We start from the raw sequence: 310 nt of genomic DNA on the forward strand, positions 1-310 counted from the left end.
CCCCCCCCCCCCCCCCCCCCCCCCCCCCCCCCCCCCCCCCCCCCCCCCCCCCCCCCCCCCCCCCCCCCCCCCCCCCCCCCCCCCCCCCCCCCCCCCCCCCCCCCCCCTTTTTAATGACCCGGCGACCACCGAGATCTACACCCGAACGTTGTCGTCGGCAGCGTCAGATGTGTATAAGAGACAGGGTTTTCGGTGCGATCTTCGACGATGGCGCGAGCGATCTTGCGACTGAAACGTTCGTCGCCGTAGTTCCACAGCACGTCGGCAATCTCGCGCTCACTGGCGTGAGCCAGGAAGTCGGCCGCACTTT

General features: G+C 71.9%; 1 pseudogene. It reads right to left on the reverse strand.

Features of this window, described 5'->3' with window-relative positions:
• Positions 1 to 153 precede the first annotated feature (153 nt).
• Positions 154 to 310, reverse strand: a pseudogene (gene mraW / locus JHD67_RS21955) (16S rRNA (cytosine(1402)-N(4))-methyltransferase); the annotation flags it as partial.

This window comes from Dyella sp. ASV21, assembly GCF_016428975.1.
In the GTDB taxonomy this organism is placed as follows: Bacteria; Pseudomonadota; Gammaproteobacteria; order Xanthomonadales; family Rhodanobacteraceae; genus Dyella.